The sequence below is a fragment of the Bacillus sp. MYb78 genome, from assembly GCF_002975115.1.
GTDB lineage: Bacteria > Bacillota > Bacilli > Bacillales > Bacillaceae_G > Bacillus_A > Bacillus_A cereus.
Window position 1 is genome coordinate 361,264 of sequence record NZ_PCOB01000001.1, and the last position, 25,985, is coordinate 387,248.

Here is a 25,985-nt window from a genome sequence, read left to right on the forward strand (position 1 = left end):
ACCTCCACCTATTTCCTTTAGAAAATCCAGCCCTCTCCAAAAATCTAGTAACTAATCATCTTCATTTTTTAACCTTTTTTCAATTACAATTTTTATAAAATACCAATTCCATTTTATATTACGAGAAAGAAAACAAAACAAAAAAATCAACCGAACGGTTGATTTTTTATCTCCTACTATAATGCGCAGTATCAATACCACGCTGCATTAACCAATGATATGTTTCACCTTTTACAACAAGAGGTACAGATTGCAACTCTTCTATCGTCTTCGCACCAAGAGCTGTCATAATAAATTTCAAATCTGTATGTAGAAGCTCAATTTCATCCACTAATTTCTCGATACCATCTTGCATTAAAATACGTAAAAAGTAACCAGCAAACGCAGTTGTATTCGCCCCTAATGCGATTGCTTTCGCTACGTCAAGCGCTGTCTGTATACCCCCTGATGCAATAAAAGAGAGGTTATTATTTGTAGAGGTTGCTTCAATAATCGAGGTTGCTGTTTGTATGCCCCAGTTATTAAAATAAGAAAGCATTCGCTGTCTTCTTTCATTTTCAACAGCAGCAAAATTCGTACCACCTTGCCCACCAATATCAATTGCCGTTACACCTACGTTCGCTAACTGTTGCATTGTTTCCTTGCTCATCCCAAATCCAACTTCTTTTACAATGACAGGAATTTTACTATTTAAAACAATTTTCTCTATGCGCTGAAGTACACCAGTAAAGTCACGGTCTCCTTCTGGCATCGTTAACTCTTGTATGACATTTAAATGAATTTGCAATGCATTCGCTTCAATCATATCAACGGCACGCTCTGCCTGCTCGATAGTTGCCTCACTACCTAAATTAGCAAAGAAAATACCATTCGGGTTTACCTTTCTAATCACCTTATAAGAAGCAGCCTCATTTTCATCTTTTAACGCCGCCATTTGCGACCCTACAGCCATAGCAAGGTTATGCTGTTTCGCTACATATGCTAATTGCTCATTAATATGTAACGTTTTCTCTCCTCCGCCACCAGTCATCGCATTGATAAAAATCGGCGAACTTAGTGAAAGTTCGCCGATTTTTGTTTCACATGTTATTGTGTCATAATTTGAATTTGGCAAGCTTTGATGCACAAAATCAATATCATGAAAGCCATGCGTACGAGACTGACCAGTAGAAAGAGCGTATTCAATATGATCTAATTTACGTTTTGCCCTTACCACTTGTACCCCTCATTATTTCTTTAATTTTTTCAGTTGTTCACCAATAATATCACTTAATTGGAAAGTAGCAGAATCAGCATTTGGCTCATACTGACTATAATCTTCAATTACATTATTTTCCTCAAGCGCTTCTTTTATACTTAAAGAAATACGTTTCTCTGCTACGTGAACTTCAAGTACTTTCACTTTTACTTCTTGTCCCATTTCCAATACTTCATTCGGGTTTTTCACGTGACGATTTGCAATTTGAGATACGTGTACAAGTCCTTCAACGCCAGGTAAAATCTCAACGAATGCACCAAATGTAACAAGGCGTTTTACTACTCCCTCACGAATATCTCCAGCTTTTATTTCGCCAGCAACGTTTTCCCAAGGTCCTGGTTGAGCCGCTTTAATTGATAAAGAAATACGTTGTGTATCAGCATCAACAGATAACACCTTTACCTTAACCTTTTGACCTTGCTCTAATACTTCAGAAGGTTGCTCTACACGTTCGTGTGAAATTTGTGAAATGTGAACTAAACCGTCCACGCCACCAACGTTAACGAAAGCACCAAAGTCAGTTAATCGTTGCACTGTTCCTTCAACAACGTCACCTTCTTTTAATGAAGAAATTGCTTCTTTTTTCTTAGAATCTAGTTCTAATTCTACTACCGCTTTATGCGAAAGGATTACACGATTTTTTTCACGGTCTAATTCAACAATTTTCACCGCTAATGTTTTACCTTTATAGTCAGTAAAGTCTTCTACATAATGTACTTCTACAAGTGAAGCTGGAATAAAACCGCGAACACCAAGGTCCACAACTAATCCGCCATTCACAATATCTTTTACAGTAACATCAAATACATGACCAGAAGTAAATTTCTCTTGTAATTCTACCCATGCTTTTTCTGCATCAACAGCACGTTTAGATAAGACAAGATCATCTTCTTCTAATTTAATAATTTTCAACTCTAGTGTTTGATCTAATTCTACAACATCGCTTGCTTTTTCAATATGAACGTTAGCTAATTCACTAATTGGAATTACGCCATCTGTTTTGTATCCAACATTTACAAGCACTTGTTTCTCTTCAACTTTCGTTACAGAACCTGTAACAACGTCACCAACTTGTAATTCTTTTGAATCCATAACTTCTTCATTCATTTTCTCTACCATGGAAATACCTCCCTACAGAATTGACAAAGCATTTTTTATGTATATACGAAATGAAAACAAAGTTTTCATTTGCATGTTTAAGAATTTCTCATCACATACTCTTTTTCAATACCATTCACAAGAAAATATATTAAACCTATATAAATAGTATACAGCAAAACCAGCTTGAAAAAAGTATGTTTTGAAATATAATAGCGAATATATTCTGACAGTTTTATTCCTCTTTAACTAACTTCTTACAAATCAGCTCATTTGTCAAGGAAAGAGACTCACAATTCACGTATCCTTTACATTTCTATTTCAACAAAAAAAGAAAGAGGATTATCCCCTTTCTTTATTTCGCAAACACTCCTGAAACAATACTCATAATTTTTTGGACAACTTCTTCAATTGATAAAGAAGTCGTATCTAATTCCAATGCATCATCAGCCTTTTTTAGTGGAGAAACTTCGCGTTCTGAATCTAATTTATCACGCTGAGCAATTTCTTCTTTTAGCTGCTCTAAATTAGAATCGAAACCTTTATTTAAATTTTCTAAATGCCTTCTTTCCGCTCTTTCTTCAACAGAAGCAAGCATAAAGATTTTCACTTCAGCATCCGGTAATACATGTGTACCAATATCACGGCCGTCCATTACAACGCCGCCTTTTTTCGCTAACTCTTGCTGACGACGTACCATTTCTTCACGAACAAGGCGATGCTTCGCTACAATAGATACTCGATTCGTCACATCAGGTGTACGGATTACTTCAGAAACATCTTGTCCATTCAAAAATACAAGCTGCGTATTTTCTCCTTGTTGAAATTCAATATTTACATTCTTTACAACTTCCATTAACTGTTCTTCATTTTCAATATCTACTTTTTGTTCAAGGGCTGCATATGTAAGCGTACGGTACATCGCGCCTGTATCAATATAAACGTAAGAAAGTTCCTTCGCAACAACTTTTGCCACTGTACTTTTCCCAGCAGCTGCTGGACCATCTATAGCAATTGAAATTCGTTTATCCATTGTAACACCTCATTTTTTCACTTATAAAACAAAACGAAAAGCAGGTGTTCACCCTGCTTCTTTTCATTTGCTTCACGTCATTAAATCCTCAATTATTGTAGCATAATCCTTCATAGAAGAAAATGAAAACTACCTATTCACCTGCAAGATTTCTGCTTTATTTTTTACCATGACACCTTCGTAATAAACAATTTTAGATAAATATTTCACTGATGACTTATGTATAAATAACAATTGTACAACAGAAAGACAAATGAATTGTATTATTAATATACGAATAAAAATTCTCTCCATCTTTTTCAACATAATTGCCCCCTCCTATACTATATTTGCACATTTCGTTTCGTGATTTTATACATCGTACATATAGCAGTTAATTTTATTGTCATTTTCGAGGCATACTTTTATACATTTCCATTGTCGAATTTACTCAAAACATGTTATGTTCTAAATGTATTTTTTTACTTGAAAGGGGTATAAGCATTGAAAAGAATCCTAGTTTTACACACAGGTGGAACAATTGCAATGGAGGAAGATAAAGAAACTGGGGTCGTACAACCAGGTGAAAAAAATCCTCTTTTAAAATTCATTCCTGATTTAGAAGGTGATGTTGATTTAATCGTTGAAGATGTGTTCCATCTACCATCTCCTCATATGACACCGAGCGAAATGTTACAATTACAAGTCATCATTGATGAAAGAGTAAAACAAGACAACATTCATGGCGTAGTCATTACGCATGGTACGGATACATTAGAAGAAACAGCTTATTTCTTAGATTTAACAGTACAAGCAACCATTCCGATTGTTGTGACAGGTGCAATGCGCTCTAGCAATGAGTTAGGTGCTGATGGTCTATATAACTTCTTATCAGCTGTAAAAGTTGCTAGTTGTGATGAAGCTGCAGAAAAAGGTGTTTTAGTCGTATTAAACGACGAAATTCATTGCGCTACAAATGTAACGAAAACACATACAAGTAATGTCGCAACATTCCAAAGCCCACAATATGGACCAATTGGAATGGTAACAAAACGCGGTGTTGTCTTCCATCACGCTTTAGTACATCACGAAACATATACGATAAACAAAGTATCTAAAAATGTAGTTGTTCTAAAAGCATATGCCGGCATGGATGATACATTATTAGCAGCAATCGAAAATCTTCCTGTAGACGGTATTGTTATCGAAGCGCTTGGACAAGGTAATCTACCTCCAAGAACACTTCCTAGTCTAGAACGATTATTAAATAAAGGTATTCCTGTCGTATTAGTTTCTCGCTGTTTCAACGGTATCGTTCAAGACGTATATTCGTATGAAGGTGGCGGTAAACACTTAAAAGATATGGGCATTGTATTCACATACGGCTTAAATGCACAAAAAGCACGCATTAAATTACTTGTCGCATTAGAGAATACAAATTCTCATGAATCCATTCAAAATATGTTTATGCACGAATAAAAAGGAGCTGTCGAGGTTTTCCCGACAGCTCATTTTTATTTTTCTCTTGATGCAATAGTTTGTGCAATCGCATCTCCATGAAATCTACCGTTCTCGATAAATATTTCATTTGCATTATTTCCAGCAGCTATGACACCTGCAATGAAAATATTTTCAGCATTCGTTTCCATTCTATCCTCTGTATAAATTGGACGTCCTGTTTCTTCATCAATCTTAACACCCATCTTTGTTAAGAAGCTATGATCAGGATGATAACCAGTCATCGCAAATACAAAATCATTTTGGATTGTAAAATCTTCACCATCAACTGTAAACGTTAATGTATGCTCAGTAATTTCTTTCACATGAGCCCCGAAATGCATTTGAATTGTGTCGTTTCGTACTAACGCCTCAAATTCCGGCAAAATCCAAGGCTTTATGCTTGGTGAATACTCACTTCCACGATACAGTACCGTTACACGCGCACCAGCTTTAACAAGTTCTAACGCGGCATCTACACTCGAGTTTTTCCCACCTATAACTACTACATCTCGATCAAAATAAGGATGCCCCTCTTTAAAATAGTGAGCTACTTTCTTCAATTCCTCACCTGGAACATTCATATAATTTGGATTATCATAATATCCAGTTGCTACAACAATATATTTCGCTATATATATTTCTTTACTTCCGTCACGCTTTGTCGTCTCAACCTGAAAAACTTCTCCATCGTTTTGAACTTTCTCCACTCGCTCAAAAGCATTTACACGTACAGATTTACGTTTTACTACTTCACGATAATACGCAAGCGCTTGATTTCGAACTGGCTTACGATTTTCTGTAATAAAAGCTACATCACCAATTTCTAATTTTTCACTAGAAGAGAAAAATGTTTGATGAGTTGGATAATTATAAATGGCATTTACAATGTTTCCTTTTTCAATTACTAACGGATTTATCCCTACCTTTTGCAACGAAATCGCTGCCGCTAATCCGCACGGACCGCCTCCGATTATAATAACTGTTTCTTTCTGCATACTCGTCCACTCCTAGTCTTCTACCAATACACTATTTATAAAAACAAGAAAAAACCTACTTACAGCAGTAGGCACCTATCTTTATTGTATTCATTTTTCATATATTTGTCATCTAAACGAAACGTACATCCGATAGACATCTGCTAAAAACTGCTGAAATTTAATACCTTGTTTCCCTAATACATTCTCAGGATCAATCTTTCTAGCTGGATCAAGCGTTTTATGTGATACGATATCTTTTTTCGGATTTAAGCCAAAATTTTGGCATAAATACGCATGATACCATGTAAAACGATTATATGCTTCCCAAAAGTTAACATCACCGCCATAACAAAGTTCCACTCCAATGGCCGCCTTATTCGCGTCATAGCCGTATAAGTCATTATCCGTCGGCACACCATATCGAACATGATATGCAACTTCATTTATAGGAATAATCTCCAATATTGTTTTATCATCTATAAATGTATGCGCCGAAGCTTTCGGTTGTAATTCATTAAAGTAATCTCGATTTCCTATCGCATTGCTTCCAGGATTCCCCGTATCATGGCTTACAATAAATCTCACTTTAGTTAGAGGAATCCCCGGTCGTGAACTTCCATATCCTATATAGTTGCGCTCTATAGGAAACATCGCCATTGCTACCAACTCCCGCTCTAGAAGATTACCTTACTTCCTTATATATGTATTCGGTAGCAATGTCCTTATCGCATATTTCTTACGCAAAGAGAAAATCGAAAATATTTGAAGTGAACACCATAAACAACAAGATACTTACAGCCACTCCATAAAAACCGTAAAACCAAACACAATCTTCTTTCGTATCTAAACCGAAAAATTTGTTTACCGATTGTAATAATGTGCCACGCTTGCTTTGTTTGTTTCGTAATACTTCTACTCGCTCTACAACATCTGCTGGCATCATAAATCTTTGGTCTACTGTCATTTTCATCATTTATCTCTCCTTAAAATCATTTCCGTTTTGTTTATCTAAGGAGAGTATAGCACGTTTGTTCGTACAGAACAAGCGTTCTTTTTATTTTTATTTTATTTTTCAGCAAGCCAAGTAAAAATTGAGATTACAACGGCAATAATCGGCCCTACTACAACCATACCAAATATCAAAAACAGTAGCCCTTCCCCGAATATCCGAACAGTACTTATTTTTCGAGCTTTCACCGTTCTTGCAAGTTCTCCCTCTAACCTCTTAACCTTTTCTTCTAATTGTTCTACTCGTTCCAGCATTTCATTCTCCATATACAACACCTCATTTAATACTTCAACAAAAAAACGTGATTCCCTCGAAAGGAAATCACGTTTTCTCAAGATATAATATTTTATACCCAACCTCTGAAGCGGCTTGCTTCAGCCATTTTACGAACACCAATCATGTACGCCGCTAAGCGCATGTTCACTTTACGAACTTGTGCTGTTTCATAAATAGAATCAAATGATTTTACCATTACTTTTTCTAAACGTTGTTCTACTTCTTCTTCAGTCCAGTAGTAACCTTGGTTATTTTGTACCCACTCAAAGTAAGATACCGTTACACCACCAGCACTTGCTAATACGTCTGGAACAAGTAAAATTCCGCGATCTGTTAAAATTTTAGTCGCTTCTAATGTTGTTGGACCATTTGCAGCTTCAACAACGATTTTCGCTTTAATATCATTAGCATTTTCTTCTGTAATTTGGTTCTCAATTGCAGCTGGAACTAAAATATCGCAATCAAGCTCTAACAATTCTTTGTTTGAAATTGTATTGTTAAATAGCTTTGTTACTGTACCGAAGCTATCACGACGGTCTAATAAATAATCAATATCTAATCCGTTTGGATCATGTAAAGCGCCGTAAGCATCTGAGATTGCAATAACTTTCGCACCTGCATCATGCATAAATTTAGCTAAGAAGCTACCAGCATTACCGAACCCTTGAACAACAACGCGTGCACCCTTAATATCAATGCCACGTTTTTTCGCAGCTTCGCGAATACAAATTGTTACACCTTTCGCAGTTGCTGTTTCACGTCCATGTGATCCACCTAATACAAGCGGTTTACCTGTAATAAATCCTGGTGAATTAAATTCATCAATACGGCTATACTCATCCATCATCCATGCCATAATTTGAGAGTTTGTGAATACATCTGGAGCTGGAATATCTTTCGTCGGACCTACGATTTGGCTAATTGCTCGTACATAACCGCGGCTTAATCTTTCTAACTCACGGAATGACATTTCACGTGGATCACAGATAATTCCACCCTTACCTCCACCATATGGTAAATCAACAATACCACATTTTAAACTCATCCAGATTGAAAGTGCTTTCACTTCATTTTCTGTTACATTCGGATGGAAGCGAATTCCACCTTTCGTTGGACCAACAGCATCATTATGTTGTGCACGATATCCTGTAAATATTTTAACAGTCCCGTCATCCATACGAACTGGTATTTTCACTGTCATCATACGAATTGGTTCTTTTAATAATTCATATACTTCGTTTGGATAACCCAATTTTTCTAACGCTTCACTAATAACAATTTGTGTTGAATTCAATAGTTCAAAATGTTGTTCCCTTTGTTGTTGTGTTTTTGTTTGAGTTCCCTTTTCGGCTACCATAGTAAGTAAACCCCCTGTAATTTCACTTGTTTAGTAAACCTTCATTGCCTAGTATACACCCTTAAATTTGGAATGCAATAGAAAACGCTAACAAATATATACAAACTATTTTCTGTTGCAAGCGTTTTCACTATTATTATAGTCCTTTTATTACTTTTAGAAAAGTAAAATACTTAAATATTTAAATATTTTTTATTTTCCTCAGCGACGCTCCCATAAAACTGCATATTTTATTTTCAAAAAGTATGTTCGCGTATTTACTATCATCCCTTCCCTTATCCAAATAAAAACAAAACCTCAGCTATGTTGTATTAGCTGAGGTTTTGTTTTTTCACAAAGTAATTGTGTATTTGTTCTATCGCGTTAAAATCCATTAATTCTTTACCGTACTCCATGATGCGATAAATAGTTGCTGTAGACGGATTGCCGTATTCCGCTAAAATAGCTATAAAATCCGCTTTTAACAATTGAATTTGTTCCTCTTCTTCCACCCAAAGATAGAAGCGCTCATCCCACGTATATAGCTTTCCGCCAGTTACACCAAGGTTATATAAGCGATTCGACAGGTTAATTATGTCATCTAGCGTAGCAAACTCATATAATATATGTTCACTTTCATCTAGAGTCACTTGCATTTCAATAAACTCGTCACGGAACTCATCATCCGTATCCATTTCTTGATTTTCTTTCGTTACAATTACAACCATCCCTTGTGCTTGTAGAGAAAACACTTCAACTGCAATCGGACCATCTGCTTCAAATCCTAATTCCTTATTTGCTTCTTGCATCATATCACGAAATAATTGCTGTACTTTCGGCGCATTTCTCCATAAATCTTCTTTCGTTAATCCTCGTTCAGATAAATCATCAAATGTTAGAAAAATTTTTATCTTATTGTAATTTAATCGTTCCAGCCTCATCTCATACCCTCCCTACGTAACCAATGCATCTAATTTTTATTATATGAAATAGAAAATAGATGGTTCTTTTCGAACAACTATTCCGACATTTTTAACCATTCATCCCATTCTTCTTTCGTATCACCAATTAAGATTGTTTCAATGTCCAACTGGTTTAGAACGCCTAGCTTTCCGATAAATCCAACAGAAAGAGATTCCCTTTTTTCTTGTAATACATTTATAAAGTTCATCGTCTTTTTCATTTCTAGTTCGTCAGCAAAAGATACAAACACATATTTCGGCTGTATTTCCTCTACCGCTGACAACATACCATCTTCAGCTAAGCTTGTCCTAATATATATCGCCTCATATCCTTTTAAGCGTAAATAAGTTGAAAAAATAAATCCTTTCAATGCATTCTTTTCTAACACAATAACTTTGTGTAAAGAAGAAAACATTGAGGCATTGTGATACACCATCCCTAGACGCGTTTGTAAAAACGATAGTGCATATTGAAATTGCACCATTGAAATCTCATTATTATTTTTTGACGTTAATAATTTGTCTGTCACTCGAAGAACGATACTGGCAACAACCTTTTCTGTTGAATATATACTAAAAGCTTCGTTTAATAATGCAGCAATTGTAATTTCATCAAATTTTAACAAAGCTTGTAGCAAATCGTCCACTAAAACAACTTCTTTATCGCAATGTATCTCTTTTTGAACTGTACTCTGCAAACGATTCTCTTCTAATAACTGAACTGCTTGTCCAATCATCATACCGGAAGAAACTTTTTCCATTAACCATTTTAAAATTTGAATATGCTCTTCTGTATATAAACGATGTCCAGCTTGATTCCGCTTTGGGGCAATAATTTGATATCGTCTTTCCCATGCGCGAAGCGTACTCGGCTGAACTCCAATTATATTTGAAACAGCTTTTATATTATATTTTCCACTAAGAGTTGGCATCATTTCCCTCCGCACAATGTAATAATATGTGTTTGAGCAGGCGCTCGGAAACGAAGTGGTATCAATGTTGTTCCGTACCCATTACTAACAAAGAGAATCGTATTCAAATGGTTATATACGCCACCTTTTAAATATTTTTTAGATGGGAATAATCGGATTTGTCCTCCATGCGTATGTCCACTTAATACAAGTGAGATCTGTTCATTTCCAGACATCTTTTTTATTATATCAGGGTTGTGACTAACTAAGATACGAAAACCATCTTCTTTACAATCCGCCAATGCCAAATCTAAACGATCACGGTGCAATCCAACATCATCTATACCGAGCAAACAAATTTTCTCGCCTAATTCAGACTCAAATACCACTCTTGTATTATCTAAAACTTTTACGTTATTTTCTAATAATAAAGCATCTAATTCATGATATTCTATCTCATAATCATTGTTTCCCCACACAAAATATACAGGAGCTATCTCTCTTAACTTTTGAATATTGGCAGAGATTTTTGATAAAGAGACTCCTTTCTCTGCTAAATCTCCTCCGATAATTACGAGATCTACTTTTCCTTTTACTTGTTCAATTAACAAATTCGAAATGACTCTTCTATGAATATCAGAAATAAAAAACACATTTACTTTTTGAAAACTTTTCGGAAATTCTTTAAATACTAAAGTATGTTCCAACACTGTATTACGCATCGCTTCTTTATACATCACAAGAAGTAATAAAATCCCCATTCCTATGAGAGTACTGAATAATATAATCCATATCATATTTTTTACTCCCCTCATCATAAAGATAACCCTAGGCTTTTATAACAAACTGCGTTCGCCTAATTCACTAGCTCTCTTGCTTTGTGGACTTATCTTTTATCGGAATTTTTAATTCTTGACCTGCACTCACTTCATCTTCTTGCAAGTTATTATACTTTTTAATTACTTCAACCCCATTTTCATCTGAAAAATATTGCTTCGCTATACTTTCTAAAGTTTCTCCCTCTTTCACAGTATGCGTTATCGCTTTTTCAGACTGTTTCTGCGACTCAGATTTAGCTGAATCAAAGAAGATTACTTCAAACGCACTTTTCCCGGCATTATTACTATCGCCCTTCACCTGAATATATTTATCCGTATACCACAAAATACTAATCGGCAGCAGAATGAATAGAAATGTTAAAACCCGGACGAAAATATGATTTATTTTAAACTTTTGTTTTTTCTCTTTATTTCTATGAATTTCACTACGCGGCGGTAAACTTTCTTTTTCTTCTACTCGCTCAACTTCTAATTCCTCTTCAAAATCAGGAATTCGTTTCCTCATGTTGTTCACCACCACCTTCCATTTATTTTCTTAATTGGAGTCCCATTATAAAATCAACAAGAAAGTGTGCAAAGATTGTTATAAACAAATTCCCTGTCCATTCAAATACATAACCAAAGACAAAACTAATGAAACAGACGAAACAAAACAAAAATGGCTTTGTTATATAACGAATATGTAACACTGCAAATACGAAACTCGCAATTACAATTCCAAAATGAGTCTGCACTACACCTCTAAATAAAAATTCTTCTGCAAAACCGATTACGAACGTAATAATGAGTAAATGCAGAACCGACATTCCTCGAAACATCTTATCGTTAATACCACCATCATCAAACCAAGACTCTGGAAACACTCGCATTGCAACATAATCTAATAACACAATACCAATCGCTAACAAACCACCTATAATAAGTATAGATACTGGTTCCCATCTCCATAAATTAAACACTTCTTTTACATCTTGAAATAATATATATGCTAGTAAACAGCCAATACCGATAATAATTAACTGTGTTATATATAGATTCAGCCTTATTTCCTGCGGACTCATATCTTCAACATTATGCCTTTGAATGTTCATCATTCCCCCATCTTTTCTAGGCCGAAAAGCTTTTGTAACTCTGTTTCCCAATTATAGTCGAAATCCGATTGTTGCGCTCGTCTTTTTTTATAATCTTCTTTTGTAATACCACAATAATCACAGCAATTATTTAACTCTTTCTCTTTCCTATAACCGAACTGTTGCAGCACATATTCACGTCTACATCCTTTAACTCGTATCCATGACTTCATATTTTCTAGCTCACTATATTTATTACGCAACCTTATTTCTACTTCAGCTATTAATCGGTTCATAATTTCATCTGACAAACCCTCTAATAATAATCTTCGTTGTTGTATAATTCCAGCCTGTTCGAGATGATAACGAACGAAACGCCAATATTGCTCATTAAATCTTGCTGCATTATAACAAATTTCTTCTACATCTTCTATTGGTAATTCTTTCGTTTGAAACATTCTTTCTTGTAGTAAAGAAAATAAAAATTGTATTTGCGACTTACTTGGCAATTCATCCTCAATGATTGAAATTGGTAAATCATGATCCAACGGACTACACAATAAAATAGCTATACTCGGTTCGCCATCTCTTCCAGCTCTTCCGATTTCTTGTAAGTAAGAAGCTATATTAGTTGGATAATGAAAATGAATAATATATTGCGTATTCGCCTTATTTACCCCCATACCAAATGCACTTGTACATATTACAAGCTGCAATTGATCGTTCATAAACTGTTGTTGAATTAACATACGCTCTTCATGTTCCATACCACCATGATAAAAAGCTACACCAGTAACACCTTTTCCTCTCAAGTATTCCGTTAACCTTTCTGTCCACGCTCTACTTGAACAATATACAATTCCCGGCCCTTGTAAATACATCACCTGCTCCAAAAGCGCCTCTTTCTTTTCTTCTATCGTCTCTACAAATTGCACCTTCATTGCAATATTAGGACGGTCAATAGAGTATACATGTTCCGCGGCACCCTTTAAATTTAAACTGTCTGCGATATCTTGTAGTACCTCTTTTGTCGCTGTAGCTGTCAATGCTAATACTGTAGGAGAACCAATATTTTCAATAACTACATTTAGTTTCTTATAGTCCGGTCTAAAATCATAACCCCATTGAGAAATACAATGAGCCTCATCAACAACAAATAATGAAATATGAATTTTCTTCAATTCCCTAATTAATAACTCCGACTGTAACATCTCTGGTGAAACAAAAATAAATTTATATGAAGATAATTTTTTCATCGCTTCTCTTTTTTCATTTAATGTCCGAAAACTATTAAATGCTATCACTCGGTTTTTCACAACATACTTTAATTGTGTCACTTGATCTTCCATTAAAGATAATAACGGTGATACAACAAGCACTGTTCCTTCTCGCATAAGCCCCGGAAACTGATAGCACATAGATTTCCCTCTTCCAGTCGGAAGCATTGCTATCACATCTTTTCCTTCTAATAAATCTGTAATAACTCCTTTTTGACCTGGACGAAATTCAGAATATCCAAACCACTTATATAAATATTCTTCAAGTTTCATTTACACCCTCCATCCGCGCTAATACAAGACGAACTTCAAAATAAGAGATATCTTCTCCAACCGCTTGTTTCAAAACACGTAACTTCCGCGTTTGTAATGCTTCAATTACTTTTATTACTTTGTCTATCTTTTCTTTTTCCATAAACATTTCAATAGAAAAATCTTTTTCTCGCAAAGCAATTTCAACAAAATGATCTTCTATCGTTGCAACCTTTAAATTCCGAATCGTCGCTATTTCTTCTAAAGAACGCCCTTGTCTCCAAAAATTATATGTTTTTTTCGTGGATAAACTAAATAATTCAGCTCTCTCATTTGGATAAGATATAATTTCAGCTAATAGTGGAAATTCATTTTCTTTATCACGAACTTCTTGTATAAAGAAATGCATTGTACCCCAAAATAAAAAATACACCCTGAATATATCTTGTTTCGTAATTTCTGCTAATTGTTGCAATGTACAACCAATACGTTCATAGCCCGTTAGTCGATATGTTACAATCGTCGCTTCTATCGCATTACTCTTTTCCAAAAGATTATGTACTTCCGTCCATAGTTTCCTCGCCAACTCACTTCTTTTATATGGCCTTCCTGTTAGAAAACGTTTTACCCACATCATTATTTCTGTATCTTGTTGAATTGGGATAAACTTCGTATTATTCTGTTGTAAATTTGATATGGTTTGAATAATCAATGATAATCTTTTCCAAAATGTTTCACCTAATTCACCATAATGTAAACCATGCAAATGTGCTGGAAAAGCATAAACTTCCTCCCATTTATGTAACTGCATTTTACCCGTAGGTGTTAACACATATGTATTTTCATGTATTTCTTGAATAAAATCCGCTTGCAACAACTTTACAACTTCACCATCATAGTCATTTCTATTTAATGATTTATATATTCCGAATAAAAAAGAAATCCGAAACATATTTCCATCTTGTAAAGTTTGCGAAGAACGTTTGCCCTTTAGTAAATAATAAATAGAAGAAACGGTTCTTTCACCATTCAATTGTTTTAAACAATGCAACAAAGTATATTGTATTTGCATGACCGCTTCCACCTTCCAATCTTAACTTCATTCTTTTCAGTACAATTACACTATCTACTGTCGCTCATTAAACTTATCATATAAGAACTATATACTTGTATATATTCTATTGTATCAAACGAAATCACATTTACGTATTTTGAAAATCTTATGACATAATTCAAAAATAAGTTGACACTCTAATTGATAAGCATTATCATTATAATTTTATGTTGAAAAGTTTCACAAACCGTTTTACAATAAGGTTATAATTTTTATGGCGAGCTTTTCACATACATATTATCAGGAGGGAAAAAAGATGGCAAAATATACAATCGTTGATAAAGATACTTGTATTGCATGTGGTGCTTGTGGCGCTGCTGCACCAGACATTTATGACTATGATGATGAAGGTATTGCATTTGTAACATTAGACGATAACCAAGGTATCGTTGAAATTCCAGATGTATTAATTGAAGATATGATGGATGCATTCGAAGGCTGTCCAACTGACTCAATTAAAGTTGCTGACGAATCATTCGACGGAGACGCTTTAAAATTCGAATAGTCTTTTATTAACTTCAAAAAACGCCCCTCATATTGATGAGGGGCGTTTTTTGTATCTAAATTTTATTTTCCTTAATAAAAAACCATTAGTAGTTCCACACTACTAATGGTTTTAATATATATTATGCATTTTTCATTTTTGCAAACACCCATACTTTCAGGCGTGAGAATAATGCCACAAATACAATTGTTACAACAATTCCTTTAATTAAATTAAATGGTAAGATTGCCGTTACAACCGTTGTTCTGATAGCTTCGCTAGACATAGCCGGTGAATTTAAAAACCAAGTGTAAGCCGGGAATATGATGATGTAGTTTAATACACTCATAATAAGTGCCATTGTAATTGTCCCTAGCATTAATCCTGTCGTTAAACTCTTCACAGTACGATACTTTCTAAATAAGAAAGCTGCTGGTCCAATAAATAAACATCCTGCAATAAAGTTTGCAATTTCTCCAACTGGTACTCCTGTTAAACTTCCTTGAATCCCGTAATGTAAAATGTTCTTTATCGCCTCTACAATCACTCCTGCTACTGGTCCAAAGATAATTGCTGCAATTAGAGCTGGTACATCACTAAAATCAATTTTCAAAAATGGCGGAAGCCCTGGGAACGGGAAATCCAACATCATTAGTAAATATGCAATACTACTTAGCATCGCTACACTCACCATCTGCACTACACTGTTTTTTTGTTTCATCTTTCTCTCTCCTTTTCCATCGATCATCTCATGGAAAGTGGAAAGGTTCTGCTATGCCTATTTTTTCATAGAACGAAAAAACCCTTTGTGTTTTACACAAAGGGAGAATTTAAGGCACATCAAACAGACGTTCAAATCCATATCTTTTTTGAACGCTTGAACCTCCATCTTCTCCCATCCAGACTATACTGTCGGCTTTGGAATCACACCAAATCCTGCCTTAACGGCTCGCGGGCTTAGAACAAAATCATAAATAGTTCATCACCGCCGGTCGGGATTTTCACCCTGCCCCGAAGATAGACCGATATTCTATTTTCCCCTTCATTATACAACAACCTCATAACATTGTGAACTAAAAAATTGTAACTTATTTAAAATTAGTTATTTATTTTTCGTAACAACAAATGAATTGCGAAATATTTTACAATACAATCCATATTTTTTATTATTCGGCATTTCTCTTTTGAATTACCTAGTCATATATAATTAAAAGTGATAAGATATTGAATTGTTAAGATAAGAACATTTTCTGAGTTATGGAGGAAATGTCATGAAAAAAGAAAAGAGACATTCTATTCGAGAAGCAATGAAAAAAAACTTAAGAAAAGAATACTTTTACTTAAAAAAAGAATTACTTTTCTACTGCCCAATTGATTTAGGCACATTCTCAAACGAGACATACTATGCTACTTTCGATGAAGATGGCATCAGTATTTATCAGTATGATAAGAAAACAGAAAGTAAATTAAAATTGTGTGAGCGTCATCCGTGGAAGAGTTGGAGTAAAGTGAAGATTGATCACTATTTGACAACTTCTCAATTTATTTTTCAGGGTGAGCGAAATTGGATCTTATCTCTTTTTCAAAAAGGAAAAGAAGCTCAAAAAATTATTGAAGAGCATACATCTTTACAAACAGAAGTTGTTTCCCGCTCTTTCTTAAAAAAACTTCCTGGCTTTCGTTCTAATACACCACTGAATAAATACATCGGTAGCATTTGTTACACTGCACTTATTGCATTTTTATTAAAATGGATGATTCCATTTCAAGCACCACAAATCGCCCTGTATTCTATTTCGATTGGTTGTATGCTTCTTGGCCTACTTTGTTTGACAATCGGTTTAATTGAACCGACTATCGTACTGTTTCGAACAAAAGAGAAAACAAGAACAAAAGTTTTTTACTTATATAGCTATTTAGCTATTTCTGGATTTATATGTGTCTTTATTTTTTGGTAAAAGAAACCGTCCCAAAATAAATTTTGGGACGGTTTTCTTTTAAATATAGATACTCTAATTCACTCAATACTTCTAGGAGAAGCGCCCATATAATTTCATTTACATTGAACCTTATTTAAAAATATTCAAAGTTTAATTTTTGAGACGTTGCCTTTACTTAACGTATAATTGTTGATTAGGATAAATTAGCTCTTGCTGCAATCCATTTTTTTCTTTAATTTCCTTAAGTGTCATACTAAATTTCCGTGCAATACTAACTAAAGTATCCCCTTTTTGTACGACATATAATGATGAAGAAACAACTTCATTTCTTTGTTCACTTAAAACAAGCAATGGGTTCATCGCATTCTTTTTCGCCATCGTCCATCTTCCTTGATGAAGTTCTAGATGTAAGTGTGCACCTCGCGATTCTCCCGTGTTCCCTACTTCTCCAATTTTTTCTCCTTTTGAAATATAATCCCCTTGAACTACATATCTCTTATTTAAATGTGCATACACAGCCTCATATTCTCCATGTTTAATAAATATAACGTTTCCATAACTACTTGAATAATAAGACTTTGTTACCTTCCCTTCTTGAATAGCTGACACAGGTGTGCCGATCGGTGCCGCTATATCTATACCGTAGTGTTTTCCGTGTCTTGTCCCAAAATAATCACTTATCTGTCCTTCAACAGGCCATGCCCATTGATTTCCCTCTGCGTACACATGTAATTGAGATAAAAACAGTACTGTCAATAACATAACGCCGTATTTTAAAACTTTCATATACATCCTCCGTTTTCTAATTACCACCATACCTTCTCTATTTTGGTATATTACAGAAAAAAGTATACAAAAAAGAAAGTGAATCACTCCACTTCCTTCTCTTTCTTATCACGAAAAACGATTGCACTGCGATTATACTCTACATCTTTTACTTGTAATCGAGCGTTTATTACTCTAGCTACTGCAAATAAATAGTCAGATAATCTATTTACATACTTTAGAACAACTTCATTTATTTTTCCTTCTTTTTGTAAGGACACGATACATCGTTCTGCTCGCCTTACAACTGTACGTGCAATATGAATAGCAGCTGCCGACTCGCTTCCACCTGGTAAAATAAAGCGCTCTAGCGGCGGTGCTTCTTCTATATACGAATCAATCCTACTTTCTAAGTTTTCGACCATTTCAATTTTTACTTTATAAGGTATCTTCTCGCCTACTATCGCCAAGTCTCCCCCGCAATCAAATAGTTCATGTTGAATCGTTTCAAGTTCATTGTAAATATCTCCGAAAGGCCCGCCTTGTAGTTTAGTCATTGCATATCCGATATGAGAATTCGCCTCGTCTATTGTTCCATACGCTTCCACACGGATATCATCTTTATCAACCCTACCACCTATTACACTTGTCGTTCCTTTATCTCCTGTTTTTGTATATAATTTCATTTCTTCACAGCACCTCTCTTGTTATTCTTTATTCGAGCAACATAGAAAAAAGTTCTACCATTCTTTATTTAATTGAGTTTACAAAAAAATAAAAAACAGCAGAACTTTATTCATTATCAACTTTAAAAACGTATATCTAAATTATACGATTCGGTAAATAGACAGAGAATGTAGTTCCTTCTCCAACAACACTTGATACAGAAATTTTACCATCATGGCCTTGAACAATATTTTTCGCAATCGCAAGCCCGAGTCCTGTTCCACCTTTTTTCCCACGTGTTCTTGCTTTATCAGCTTTATAGAAACGATCAAATAAAAATGGAATATCTTCTTCTGGAATACCAACGCCCGAATCTTGTACTTCAAAAATGAGACCATTATTTTTCGTATCAATTACAAGTGTTACATGTCCGCCTGCGTTCGTATGACGTATTGCGTTATCAATTAAATTCGTCAATACTTGTTCCATACGATCTGCATCAAACGGGTATTGTTCAATTGGATTTTTGAAATCAACTGTTAGTTCAACTTCTTTATCCTTTGCGATCCCTTGGAATTTACGACCAATTTTTTCAACAAACGGATGTATGTCCACTTCACCTATATGTAACTCTACATTACCACTTTCCATGCGTGCTAAATCTAATAATTCATTTACAAGTTTACCTAAACGAACGGATTCATCATAAATGATTTGAACAAACTCATTAATTTCTTCTTTCGTTTGCACAATATCATCTAAAATTGCTTCACTATATCCTTGCAGCATGACCATCGGTGTACGAAGTTCATGCGATACATTCGCAATAAAGTCTTGACGCATCTTTTCAAGACGACGTTCTTCCGTCATATCTCGCAGTACTGCTACAGCCCCGCGAATTTTCGTTTGATTGTAGAGCGGCGTCATAAGAACTACATAGTTCCCTTTTTGTAAATTAATTTCAACAACTTGTTGTTGTTCGCTTTCTACAACGAGATGGAATAGTTCAACAAGTTCAGAAGGCAGTTTTTTACTGAGCTCTATCTCTTTTTCTTCTTGCCAAACTTGTAAGAAATGTTCAGCTGGCGGATTGATTACTACAACTTCACCTTCTTGATTTAATGTAATAACCCCATCTGCCATACTACTCAAAATACTTGCTAACTGTTCTTTCTCTTGCTGCAGGGCATTCATATTAAACTTCAACTGTTTCCCCATTTGATTTAAGGCCGTTGCAAGCTCACCAATCTCGTCCTGAGATACCATAGGAGCTTTCGCATCAAACTTCCCACGCGACACTTCAAAAGCAACCTCACGCATTTTACGAAGTGGTGCTGTAATTCGAGTAGATAAGAAGAATGCAAAGAAAGTTGTTAATATAATCGCAATCCCTGCTGATAAGAATATAAAATCAGTCGTTCTTTCCATACCTTGTATCGGCACTTGTAAAGATTCGTACACAAACACTGCACTTTGATTTTTTGATTGCACTGGTTTTCCGACAATCATAATATCATTTTCAGTATTTTTATTCTTTCTACTATTAGAGGCTTTTCTAATGTTATTCTTAATTTCTTTTTTGTCTGTAAACACAGCCGCTAATTCTTTATCTTCTTTTAAGTCATCCATTGTAAGAGTGACTAAGCCTTCTTGTTTCGGTGAAGAAGAGATTTCTTTACCATCTTCTACAATAATAATCCTTGAAAGTGGATCAGAGAATTTGTAAGCGATATTCTCAATCGTTTTTACATCGGCACCTTCTTCAATTAACTCTGAAACACTTGTTGCGACTTTTTGAAGCCTAGCTTCACTCATATCAACATAATACGTTCTAAAAAACTGTGAAAGTAAAATCGCAACAAATCCAAGAACAAACGAAACGAGAAGTAATATGGTCATCCATAACTTCCCTACTACACTTCTCCAAAGCATCAGTCGTTCACAACCTCAAATTTGTAACCTACACCCCAAACAGTAACAATCATTTTCGCTGCATCTGGTGATTTTTTGCTTAACTTCTCACGTAAACGCTTTACATGTGTATCAACTGTACGTAAATCTCCGAAGAATTCATATTGCCATACTTCTTTTAACAGTTGCTCACGATCGAATACTTTATCAGGAGCTTTCGCTAAAAATAATAGTAACTCATATTCTTTCGGCGTTAAGTTTACTTCATTGCCATCTGCAGTAACACGGTGTGCATCGTTGTCAATTGTTAAGTGCGGGAATACAGTAACATCTTTTGTCGTTGTATCTTGTGTAAAGAATGTTGTTGGTACAGCACGACGTAATACCGCTTTCACACGTAGCACGACCTCACGTGGACTAAATGGCTTTACAATATAATCATCTGTTCCAACTTCAAATCCTTGTACTCTATTTACTTCTTCACCTTTTGCTGTCAGCATAATAATTGGTGTCGCTTTCTTCTCACGAACCCCTTTACATACTTCAATGCCATCTTTACCAGGCATCATAAGATCTAATAAGATTAAATCGTAATCATTTTGTAACGCCATTTCTAAAGCTGTATCACCATTATCTGCTTCTTCAATTGTGTATTGTTCTCTTTCTAAGTACATTTTCAATAAACGACGAATACGATCCTCATCATCTACAATTAAAATTCTTGATTCATTTTCCATCTCTACCCGCTGCGTACTCTCACTTCAGCGGTTCACACCTACCCTTCTTTACTATTATGTTGCGCTATTCTCGTTTATTTAAGCAATCTTCTAAATGTTTCACTTCCCATATTATGCTTCACAAGAATAATAAATTTTGTTCAATTTTTTTCCAAAACTATGTATTTTTTTTGAACAGTATATAATGTCCTCGACATCATTTTACAAAATCAACCGCTACTTTGTCATGTTTTTCTCAAAAAAGAAGAAAAGTTGACAAAAATAAAATAGGAAAGTGACATGCACTCTCCTATTTTATTTCTCTATGCATATGAATGTAAACCGGCAATAATTAAGTTTACTACAATAAAGTTAAACATAATAATTGCAAAACCAATTACTGCAAGCCAAGCTGATTTCTCTCCATGCCACCCTTTAGATAATCGTAAATGTAGTACTGCAGCATAAAAAAGCCACGTTATAAGTGCCCAAACCTCTTTCGGATCCCAGCCCCAAAAACGCGTCCACGCTATTTGAGCCCAAATCATTGCAAAAATTAACGCTCCTAATGTGAAAACTGGGAATCCAATTGCAATAGATCGATATCCGATTTCATCTAGTAAATCACTATTCGTATTCTTTACTAACGGCTGAAGTGCTGCCGATACTCGCTTCCGTAAAACAAGTCTTAATACAATATAAAGTAATGTTCCAACTAATACTGACCAAATAACAGTATTTAATTTCTTCGCATTTACAATCGCTGGAACTTCAACTGCCGGTTCTAATTTATTTTCTGTCAGTAACTTCCCTTCATGCGGTCCAACTAAAGCCGGAAGATTGTACTTCATTTCCAGTTGCTGTTCATTTTTATCAACCCATTGAAACTTCGCTTCATATTTCATACTAGAAAATACCGTTGTTACTCCAATAAATCCAACTGTACAAACAAGTGTAAATACTACCGTCTCTAGCCAAAATGTCCGTTTACTTCTCGTTGATTGATCTACATTTTTTAATAAATACATAACGCCCGTAATAAAACTAATCGCTAAAATTGCTTGTCCTGCTGCTGCAGTCGTCACGTGAATATGTAACCAATTACTTTTTAAAGATGGAATAAGCGGAGATATTTCCCTCGGAAACATACTTGCATAGGCAATTAATAAAAGCGCAACTGGTAATGCAAATAGTCCAATTATACTTACACGGTACATAAAATACATTACAATAAATGCTCCTACAAGCATCATGCCGAAAAATGTACCGAATTCAAAAAAGTTACTAACTGGTGCATGCCCTGATGCGATCCACCTTGTAACAAAATATACTGTTTGTGCTATAAACCCTAAAATTGTAATTGTTATTCCTACATTTGCCCATTTATGACCCTTTTCTTTAATGGCTCCACCAAAAAATAGAGTCGCAATTAAATATAAAATAAATGCGGTAAAGAGAAAGTTACTACTTATTTGCACCATATCGTTTCCCCACCTTAACTAATTTTTTTATCGATTACTTTATCATTTGGCTGTGGAATTGCTGTACCTTCTATTACTCTTTCAATATCTTTCTTTAAACCGAACCAATTTTTATTCGTATGCCCTGCAATCCACCATTCATCATTAACACGTTGTATCCAAATACGGCGATGATTCCAATACATACCTTGAATGACACCAACCATAAATATAAACCCTCCAATACCGAGAATCCAAAGCGTTAAATCTTTTCTTACAGTAAGTGCTGTTGCATTTTGCATTTCAACACCTACAAACGACATTTTATATTTGTTGTTTCCATCAGGTTCTATATTTTGCTGAATACCAACAAAACTCACTTCACCATCTGGTGTTTCAGGTGTAAACATTTTAAATACAAATGCAGGATTGTTCGGTAATTTCGTTTTTGTATTTGGTTTTCCATTCTCATCAAAATAAAAATCAGGAAAATAGCTTAATAGTTCTAGAGAATAACCATTTCCTAAATCATATTTTTCCTTAGGATTCGTTAAATCTACTTTAATCGGTCCCCATTTTTGATTATTTTCTTTATTTTGCAAGTTGAAGGACATACTTTTAAATTCACTTTCTTTATAATCCACTTGATACACTGCAAATTGATCAAATTTCAGTGGTTCATTTACTCGAATTTCCGCTTCTTTTACTTTTTCCAACTTTGGTTTTTGCCCTGCTATATTTTCGCCCACAGCTTTATATAATACAGCATTCGTTTGGAAGTTTTTCGCAATCATTTTATCGCCTACACGATCAATCGCTTCCTCAAAAACTTCCTTGTCCTTACTTTTATCATAAACTTCTTTTATAAATTTCTCGTTTTTTAAGTAGTATTGTCCATCCGTCCCTGGTATTTCTTTCGTTTCACCATCACGTAACCAAAGTGCTTCGTCTACGTACATACTCGGTAAAAAACGAAGCATCGCACCGAATAAAAAGATAATAAGACCGATATGATTTACATATGGACCCCAACGCGAGAAGCGTCCCTTTTCTGCTAAAACGTTTCCGTCTTCCACTTTCACGTTATAGTTTCTTTTCTTTAAATTCTTTTGCACTCTTTCCAGGTCACCATCTTTCGGTGTACCAGTCCCATATAATCTCTGTCTCTTTAAAAAGCTAGGATGTCTTTTTACGCCTTGCTTTTTTAAAGCTTTATAAAGTGGAATAACGCGGTCTAAACTACATATCACAAGTGAAATACCGATAGAAGCAATCAAAATCATATACCACCATGAACCGTATAAATTATTAAATCCTAATTGATAGTATAATTGCCCTAAAAATCCGTATTCTTGTTTATAATATTCAGCTGGTGCAATCCCTGGAGTTATGTACATTTCTTGCGGAAAAATAGTTCCTATCGCTGATGCAGCTAAAGTTATTACGATTAGCCATACACCCACTTTTACAGAAGAGAAAAAGCTCCAAATTTTATCGACTATCGTTTTTGTTTGCGTGAGAGATCTCCGTGCACTCCCCTCATAGCGCATATCCAATAGTTTTGCATTTTCATTGCTTTCAAATGGTTTCCCGCAAGCTTCACAAAAAACGGTTCCTATCGGATTAACATGTCCACATTCACATTTAATTTCTTTCAACACTCTCACCGCCCCTGTCTCTATATGTACTATTGTATATTCTAACCTTGAGTTACCGCAATACTCAGAATTTTTAAACCAGAGGCACTATAGACACGCACCTCTTATGTAAAGGCTTTCTTTATTACGGAGTAATTTTCTTTAAATACCCTTCTAACTGTTCTTTCGTTTGTTCACCTATAATTTGCTCCACTACTTTTCCATCTTTATCAATCAAAAAGCTTGTCGGTAATGGACCTACTCCATATGTTCCTATAATCTTTTGTCCTTTATCAATAGCAACTGGGAATTTCAAACCATATTGGTTCACAAAGTTCTTTACTGCAATATCCGTTTCATCCGCATCTAACGCTATGATTTCAACGCCTTTTTCTTTATACTTTGGATATAATTCATTCATATAAGGCATTTCTTTTTCACAAGGTTTACACCACGTACCCCAAAAGTTTAAAAATACACCTTTTCCCTTTAAATCTTTTAGTTCAATTTTCTTCCCTTCTAAATCCGTCACAACAAAGTTAGGTGCTTCTTTTCCGATTTGCATTTTCTCTTTATTAGCAAAGAATCCTTGATAAAGGGTAAATCCTACAGCACCACATAAAATGAGTAGAATAATAACGCGAAATAATAAGCGATTTTTCTTCATATTACCTCTCCTCTCCTCGGTAAATGTTATGTATTATCTTCTGTAAATGTTGTATTGAATAAATCACCAGCAGAGCACTCCACTGGTGAATTTTTAACTCTATAGCTTATCTTGGCTTTGTAGAAGCAAGCGCGCGTAATTGTTTCACCTCATGTGGTGTCAATTCTCTCGCATCACCAGGTCGCAGGCTTCCTACTTCTAAGAAAGCATAACGTTCACGTTTTAATTTCACTACTTTACAGTCTAACGCTTCAAACATACGACGTACTTGACGGTTACGTCCTTCATGAATTGTTAATTGTACAATAGCCATTTCTTTACGCTTGTCCCAAGAAATAATTTTCACATGTGCTGGTGCTGTTTTACCGTCTTCTAGTGCAACACCGCGTTCTAACATGCGAATTTTCTCACCTGTTAATGGGCCTTTTATTTTTGCAACATACGTTTTTTCAACTTTATATTTAGGATGCATTAATATATTTGCGAAGTCCCCGTCGTTTGTCATTAATAATACTCCTGACGTATCATAATCTAGACGTCCGATTGGGAATAAACGTTGTGTAATTTCAGGGAAAAAGTCTGTTACAACACTTCTACCTTTATCATCTGATACACTTGAAATTACACCAGTTGGTTTATATAGTAAAAAATAAACAGGTTCTTCTTTTTCAAGAGGGATGTTATTTACTTCTACTTTATCTTGAGGAGTTACTTTTGTTCCTAACTCTTTCACTATTTTTCCGTTAACTTTCACTTTTCCTTGCTGAATTAATTCCTCAGCCTTTCTTCTCGATGCAATACCTGCTTGCGCAATCACTTTTTGTAATCGTTCCATTTCTTTTTTTCAC

At 35.0% G+C, this 25,985-nt stretch carries 28 protein-coding genes and 1 riboswitch; of the genes, 3 read left to right on the forward strand and 25 right to left on the reverse strand.

The features are described from left to right. Positions 1-166 precede the first annotated feature (166 nt). The 4 genes from CQ064_RS01910 to CQ064_RS33280 all read right to left on the reverse strand — a co-directional run bounded on the left by CQ064_RS01910 (position 167) and on the right by CQ064_RS33280 (position 3,692). A complete protein-coding gene (locus CQ064_RS01910; protein WP_000251040.1) occupies positions 167-1,216 on the reverse strand; it encodes a type 2 isopentenyl-diphosphate Delta-isomerase in 1,050 nt (349 codons plus the stop codon). 12 nt (positions 1,217-1,228) lie between these two features. Continuing rightward, positions 1,229-2,377: a 30S ribosomal protein S1 gene (gene rpsA / locus CQ064_RS01915; protein WP_000229558.1), complete on the reverse strand. Its 1,149-nt coding sequence runs from the start codon at positions 2,375-2,377 to the stop codon at positions 1,229-1,231. Between the two features lie 334 nt (positions 2,378-2,711). Further along, positions 2,712-3,389 carry a (d)CMP kinase gene (cmk, locus tag CQ064_RS01920; RefSeq protein ID WP_000361252.1) on the reverse strand — a complete coding sequence of 226 codons (678 nt, stop codon included), beginning with the start codon at positions 3,387-3,389 and terminating at the stop codon, positions 2,712-2,714. Positions 3,390-3,518: 129 nt separating this feature from the next. Then, positions 3,519-3,692: a YpfB family protein gene (locus CQ064_RS33280; protein ID WP_023521499.1), complete on the reverse strand. Its 174-nt coding sequence runs from the start codon at positions 3,690-3,692 to the stop codon at positions 3,519-3,521. Positions 3,693-3,872: 180 nt separating this feature from the next. Here CQ064_RS33280 and ansA point away from each other — a divergent pair, with 180 nt between their 5' ends. Continuing rightward, the gene (gene ansA, locus CQ064_RS01930; protein ID WP_000822009.1) at positions 3,873-4,847 is read left to right on the forward strand and encodes an asparaginase; all 975 of its coding nucleotides are present in this window, start codon (positions 3,873-3,875) and stop codon (positions 4,845-4,847) included. A gap of 35 nt (positions 4,848-4,882) precedes the next feature. Here the strand turns inward: ansA and CQ064_RS01935 are convergent, their stop codons facing one another. From CQ064_RS01935 to CQ064_RS01990, 12 genes are all read right to left on the reverse strand, one after another. Next, complete coding sequence (locus CQ064_RS01935) at positions 4,883-5,863, reverse strand: YpdA family putative bacillithiol disulfide reductase (protein WP_001168518.1); 981 nt, start codon at positions 5,861-5,863, stop codon at positions 4,883-4,885. 108 nt (positions 5,864-5,971) lie between these two features. Then, on the reverse strand, positions 5,972-6,502 hold the full coding sequence (locus tag CQ064_RS01940; RefSeq protein WP_001240655.1) for a peptidoglycan recognition protein family protein: 531 nt from the start codon (positions 6,500-6,502) through the stop codon (positions 5,972-5,974). A 79-nt stretch (positions 6,503-6,581) separates the two neighbouring features. Then, on the reverse strand, positions 6,582-6,818 hold the full coding sequence (locus CQ064_RS01945; RefSeq protein ID WP_001983018.1) for a DUF3961 domain-containing protein: 237 nt from the start codon (positions 6,816-6,818) through the stop codon (positions 6,582-6,584). 92 nt (positions 6,819-6,910) lie between these two features. Further along, on the reverse strand, positions 6,911-7,120 hold the full coding sequence (locus CQ064_RS01950; protein WP_000426766.1) for a hypothetical protein: 210 nt from the start codon (positions 7,118-7,120) through the stop codon (positions 6,911-6,913). 80 nt (positions 7,121-7,200) lie between these two features. Next, positions 7,201-8,487, reverse strand: coding sequence for an NAD-specific glutamate dehydrogenase (gene gudB / locus CQ064_RS01955; RefSeq protein WP_000225172.1), 1,287 nt, complete (start codon positions 8,485-8,487; stop codon positions 7,201-7,203). Between the two features lie 311 nt (positions 8,488-8,798). After that, on the reverse strand, positions 8,799-9,407 hold the full coding sequence (locus CQ064_RS01960; protein ID WP_001235398.1) for a genetic competence negative regulator: 609 nt from the start codon (positions 9,405-9,407) through the stop codon (positions 8,799-8,801). 77 nt (positions 9,408-9,484) lie between these two features. Then, complete coding sequence (locus tag CQ064_RS01965; RefSeq protein ID WP_001142715.1) at positions 9,485-10,360, reverse strand: MerR family transcriptional regulator; 876 nt, start codon at positions 10,358-10,360, stop codon at positions 9,485-9,487. Beyond that, entirely contained in the window at positions 10,360-11,136 is a 777-nt protein-coding gene (locus tag CQ064_RS01970) for a metallophosphoesterase (protein ID WP_000637796.1), read from the reverse strand. Before CQ064_RS01970 ends, CQ064_RS01965 begins: the two co-directional genes overlap by 1 nt. A 67-nt stretch (positions 11,137-11,203) precedes the next feature. Then, positions 11,204-11,683, reverse strand: a complete 480-nt coding sequence (locus CQ064_RS01975) for a LysM peptidoglycan-binding domain-containing protein (protein WP_001231555.1) — start codon at positions 11,681-11,683, stop codon at positions 11,204-11,206. A gap of 22 nt (positions 11,684-11,705) precedes the next feature. Then, positions 11,706-12,269: a CPBP family intramembrane glutamic endopeptidase gene (locus tag CQ064_RS01980; RefSeq protein ID WP_001025783.1), complete on the reverse strand. Its 564-nt coding sequence runs from the start codon at positions 12,267-12,269 to the stop codon at positions 11,706-11,708. Beyond that, positions 12,269-13,798: an ATP-dependent DNA helicase RecQ gene (gene recQ / locus CQ064_RS01985; protein ID WP_000762970.1), complete on the reverse strand. Its 1,530-nt coding sequence runs from the start codon at positions 13,796-13,798 to the stop codon at positions 12,269-12,271. The genes CQ064_RS01980 and recQ overlap by 1 nt, the downstream gene beginning before the upstream one ends. Continuing rightward, the gene (locus tag CQ064_RS01990) at positions 13,788-14,849 is read right to left on the reverse strand and encodes a YpbB family protein (protein WP_001167017.1); all 1,062 of its coding nucleotides are present in this window, start codon (positions 14,847-14,849) and stop codon (positions 13,788-13,790) included. Before CQ064_RS01990 ends, recQ begins: the two co-directional genes overlap by 11 nt. A gap of 298 nt (positions 14,850-15,147) precedes the next feature. Between CQ064_RS01990 and CQ064_RS01995 the strand changes: the two genes are divergently transcribed. Continuing rightward, complete coding sequence (locus CQ064_RS01995) at positions 15,148-15,396, forward strand: ferredoxin (protein ID WP_001151993.1); 249 nt, start codon at positions 15,148-15,150, stop codon at positions 15,394-15,396. A 121-nt stretch (positions 15,397-15,517) separates the two neighbouring features. Here the strand turns inward: CQ064_RS01995 and CQ064_RS02000 are convergent, their stop codons facing one another. Further along, a complete protein-coding gene (locus CQ064_RS02000; RefSeq protein WP_000810856.1) occupies positions 15,518-16,096 on the reverse strand; it encodes an ECF transporter S component in 579 nt (192 codons plus the stop codon). A 162-nt stretch (positions 16,097-16,258) separates the two neighbouring features. After that, positions 16,259-16,398, reverse strand: a riboswitch (FMN riboswitch). 248 nt (positions 16,399-16,646) lie between these two features. Here CQ064_RS02000 and CQ064_RS02005 point away from each other — a divergent pair. Continuing rightward, a complete protein-coding gene (locus CQ064_RS02005) occupies positions 16,647-17,333 on the forward strand; it encodes a hypothetical protein (protein WP_000711798.1) in 687 nt (228 codons plus the stop codon). Between the two features lie 153 nt (positions 17,334-17,486). On the opposite strand, the gene CQ064_RS02010 is transcribed toward CQ064_RS02005, so the two are convergent. From CQ064_RS02010 to rluB, 8 genes are all read right to left on the reverse strand, one after another. After that, on the reverse strand, positions 17,487-18,101 hold the full coding sequence (locus CQ064_RS02010; protein WP_000866228.1) for a peptidoglycan DD-metalloendopeptidase family protein: 615 nt from the start codon (positions 18,099-18,101) through the stop codon (positions 17,487-17,489). A gap of 83 nt (positions 18,102-18,184) precedes the next feature. Beyond that, positions 18,185-18,766 (reverse strand): cob(I)yrinic acid a,c-diamide adenosyltransferase, encoded by a 582-nt coding sequence (locus CQ064_RS02015; protein ID WP_000781271.1) that lies wholly within the window; start codon positions 18,764-18,766, stop codon positions 18,185-18,187. A 136-nt stretch (positions 18,767-18,902) separates the two neighbouring features. After that, positions 18,903-20,678, reverse strand: coding sequence for a sensor histidine kinase ResE (gene resE / locus CQ064_RS02020; protein ID WP_000964683.1), 1,776 nt, complete (start codon positions 20,676-20,678; stop codon positions 18,903-18,905). Continuing rightward, a complete protein-coding gene (gene resD / locus CQ064_RS02025) occupies positions 20,678-21,394 on the reverse strand; it encodes a DNA-binding response regulator ResD (protein ID WP_000426861.1) in 717 nt (238 codons plus the stop codon). Before resD ends, resE begins: the two co-directional genes overlap by 1 nt. A 302-nt stretch (positions 21,395-21,696) precedes the next feature. Next, complete coding sequence (gene resC, locus CQ064_RS02030) at positions 21,697-22,854, reverse strand: cytochrome c biogenesis protein ResC (protein ID WP_000250087.1); 1,158 nt, start codon at positions 22,852-22,854, stop codon at positions 21,697-21,699. Between the two features lie 14 nt (positions 22,855-22,868). Further along, positions 22,869-24,494 (reverse strand): cytochrome c biogenesis protein ResB, encoded by a 1,626-nt coding sequence (resB, locus tag CQ064_RS02035; protein ID WP_000910518.1) that lies wholly within the window; start codon positions 24,492-24,494, stop codon positions 22,869-22,871. Positions 24,495-24,615: 121 nt separating this feature from the next. Further along, positions 24,616-25,137 (reverse strand): thiol-disulfide oxidoreductase ResA, encoded by a 522-nt coding sequence (resA, locus tag CQ064_RS02040; RefSeq protein ID WP_000742194.1) that lies wholly within the window; start codon positions 25,135-25,137, stop codon positions 24,616-24,618. Positions 25,138-25,243: 106 nt separating this feature from the next. Then, the gene (rluB, locus tag CQ064_RS02045) at positions 25,244-25,972 is read right to left on the reverse strand and encodes a 23S rRNA pseudouridine(2605) synthase RluB (protein WP_000440553.1); all 729 of its coding nucleotides are present in this window, start codon (positions 25,970-25,972) and stop codon (positions 25,244-25,246) included. Positions 25,973-25,985 lie beyond the last annotated feature (13 nt).